The organism is Mariniflexile maritimum (assembly GCF_009746565.1).
Classification (GTDB): Bacteria; Bacteroidota; Bacteroidia; order Flavobacteriales; family Flavobacteriaceae; genus Mariniflexile; species Mariniflexile maritimum.
In genome coordinates, this window is record NZ_WRPN01000025.1 from 1 (window position 1) to 2,821 (window position 2,821).

Annotated in this window: 2 protein-coding genes; both read right to left on the reverse strand. The window is 32.8% G+C overall.

The features are described 5' to 3' along the window. Positions 1 to 173: 173 nt before the first annotated feature. Positions 174 to 2,432 (reverse strand): DUF3987 domain-containing protein, encoded by a 2,259-nt coding sequence (locus GQO80_RS15590; RefSeq protein WP_157209284.1) that lies wholly within the window; start codon positions 2,430 to 2,432, stop codon positions 174 to 176. A 2-nt stretch (positions 2,433 to 2,434) separates the two neighbouring features. After that, positions 2,435 to 2,656: a helix-turn-helix domain-containing protein gene (locus GQO80_RS15595; protein ID WP_157209285.1), complete on the reverse strand. Its 222-nt coding sequence runs from the start codon at positions 2,654 to 2,656 to the stop codon at positions 2,435 to 2,437. Between the last annotated feature and the right edge of the window lie 165 nt (positions 2,657 to 2,821).

The window sequence follows — 2,821 nt, forward strand, 5'->3', positions numbered from 1 at the left end:
TACAAATAGAATCGATTTTTAGTGGTTCACTTTCATCCGCTGTAGGTGGTTCACTTTCACCCGCCGCACTATGCTCACTTTAATCCGCTGTGGGTGGTATACTATGCCCGTTTTTTGCACTAATACAACAAAGCGTAAATATAAAACTTCTTTTGAATATCCTAGATTAAAAACTATGTTTTCCTATAAAAACCATATTCAGGTTGGTCTAAAAATTTACCCAAACAAGATTTTAGAAAAGTACCTACGGAACGCTCACTAATATTGAAACTCTTGGCTATTTCTATGGCTTCTTTTCTTTGGAAATTGTTTGGTAAGGCTTCGAAAAACAGTTTTTTGTTTTGACCTGATTTAAAAACGCTTTGTTCTCCTTGTTTTGGCAAGTTTTCGAACATTATAATACTGTGTTGCAAATAGACTTTTATTAATGATAAAGCGGTTTCGAAATCTATATCCGAGCAAAAGATTTCTTTGTGGTAATCGTTTGCTTTGAATTTTCGGATGGCTGTAAAAAGCATACAAAAACGGTATAAAATTATTCCTAAACGCTTTACTACGCTTAAAGCATCTTCGCTTACAAAAGTGTTTATTTGTTGCAAATAAGCGCTAAAAGTAGGATTGAATTTGTTCCATTGTTCGTCTGTAAGTTGTAGTATTAATTCGTCTCTTTCGAAATATTCTACCATTTTAAAAACTTCGTTGGATTGGGTTTTGAAATAGTCTGTTAAATTGATTGGATTTCCTTTTGGCGATGGATCTAACCAAACGGCATCTGTTTTGAAAACATAAAAAATAAAGCGACTAAACAAACCATCTTCTGCCGAAGCAATGATATTAAAAACTTGTTTGGGAGTTCCTGACAAGGCAACAGAAAGTTGCGGATTGTTGACTTCTACAAACTCGCCATCGGTTTTACGGCTTACTGATATTTTTTCGTGATGAAAGGATTTTCGAAGCATATCCGAATAGGAACCCCATTCGTTTTTAAAGGTTTGTCCTAACGTATCGGCTTCGGTTTCGCAAATAATTCCTTTGCCTTCGTTACAGTCTAAATGCTGAATTATTTTGGCATTACTGGTATTGGCAGGAATATAAACTACTTTGAACTTTGGTGCCATTGGCATTGCTTGTCCTTCTTCTAATTTTCCTTTTGCTTTTAGCATTTTATAAGCTGATAGGTTTTCTTCATAAACTTTTTTATCGTCTAATGAAAGTGCTAATGTTTTATCGTGGTATTTGTCGGCTAATTCTTTTGCAAATTTCAACGCTCCTTTTCCTGAAGCTGCTGGAGCTAGGATGAAAGAAAATAAACTTGGATAGATTATGCTGCCGCTGTATAACCCTGATACATTTGGTAAACATCCGGAAAGAATGGCTAATGCTCCTGTTAAGAAAACATCTCTTTCTCTTTCTTGTTTGAATACTTGACAGCTTTCAAACAAAATAGGAGGTAAGTTATCATAGACCGATTGCGGAATAGTTGGCGTAGTTTTTAGGCAATCTTCATATTCTTCAAAAGTAATGTCCTTTGAATTTGTTTTTACTTCTGAGGAACTTTGCAAGTTTGCAAAGTTTGCATACTTTGCAAAGTCGGCACTTTGGTTTTTATACGTGCTGTTTATTGTTTTTTTTATTTCTTTTTCCTCTAAATCGAAATTAGTCGTGCAAAAATCTAATGTATCTTCTTTATGAATTCCATAGCGATTTGCATTGCTCGCAAAAAGATGAATAAAACTGTTTCTACTGCCTACTTGATAGGTTTCTTTTTGTTCTGTGAATTTTAAGCATTTGTCTAATAATTCATCCGTTGTAAGATTGTGTTTAACTTCTCTTTTGGGTTCTGTTTTTAATGGTTTTACTTCTTCTTTTACTTCATAAATTACTGCCTTTTCATTTAAAAATAAATCTGCATCATAAGAAACAAAACATAATCTGGTAATGTCTTTGCATTTTGCATCAAAATCATAACCTGATAACTCTTTATAAAAATTTGCAATTTGATTGTAAACTGTTGTATGTTGCTCTGCATTTGAATTGACTTTAATGAATACTTTTAAACCTTCGTTACTTGGACTTATAAATGATGCAAACGTGTATCTACAGCCATTTATAAGCGTTATAAGATTGTTTATTTCGGCTACTGGTATATCATCAAAATCTAAACATATTACTTGTGAATAGGTTGTTATATTTGCCTTTGTTCTGCTTTCGCCAAATGTTCCAGAAGTTGTAAATCCTAGTAAGTTGCTTTTGATTTCTTCGGCTGTTTTTTCATCGCCTTTATGCAAAGCATATCGGATTGAATTTATTTCACTTTGGTATTTATCGGATTTGATTTCTTGTAATACTTCTAAAAGATTTCTTTCGCCTAAATTGTATTTGAACTCTTGATAAACACTAACCATCAGTTTGTTATTTGCTAGCTGTTCCATCACTATTTAGAATTATAGTTATCGTTTAGTAGTTTTTGAATATCTGAAAGCCTATAATAAATTTTATTTCCTATTTGTGAGCAAAGAATAATTTTTTTGTTTCTCCACTCCTGTGCTGTTCTTTTACTAATATTCATTAGCTTCATAAATTCTTGATTATCGAAAAACACATCTTCAGGATCAATCTTTTCATTCAATTTCATTTTAGAGACTACAAATGTCATTTGTTCATCCAACTGTAAGCTTCCCCAAAATTCGATCCATTCAAAAATAGAATTCGACAAGCGACGCAGGAGCGCGTTCAGTAAGAATTATTAAATTTAAATCCGAAAACTTATGAAGACAACCCATTTTACAGAAAACCAGATTGTTGCTATGTTAAAACAACA

Excerpts from the sequence above, each read along its gene's own strand:
- GQO80_RS15590 (WP_157209284.1), bottom strand. The coding sequence starts at position 2,432 with ATGGAACAGCTAGCAAATAACAAACTGATGGTTAGTGTTTATCAAGAG.
- GQO80_RS15595 (WP_157209285.1), bottom strand. The coding sequence starts at position 2,656 with ATGACATTTGTAGTCTCTAAAATGAAATTGAATGAAAAGATTGATCCT.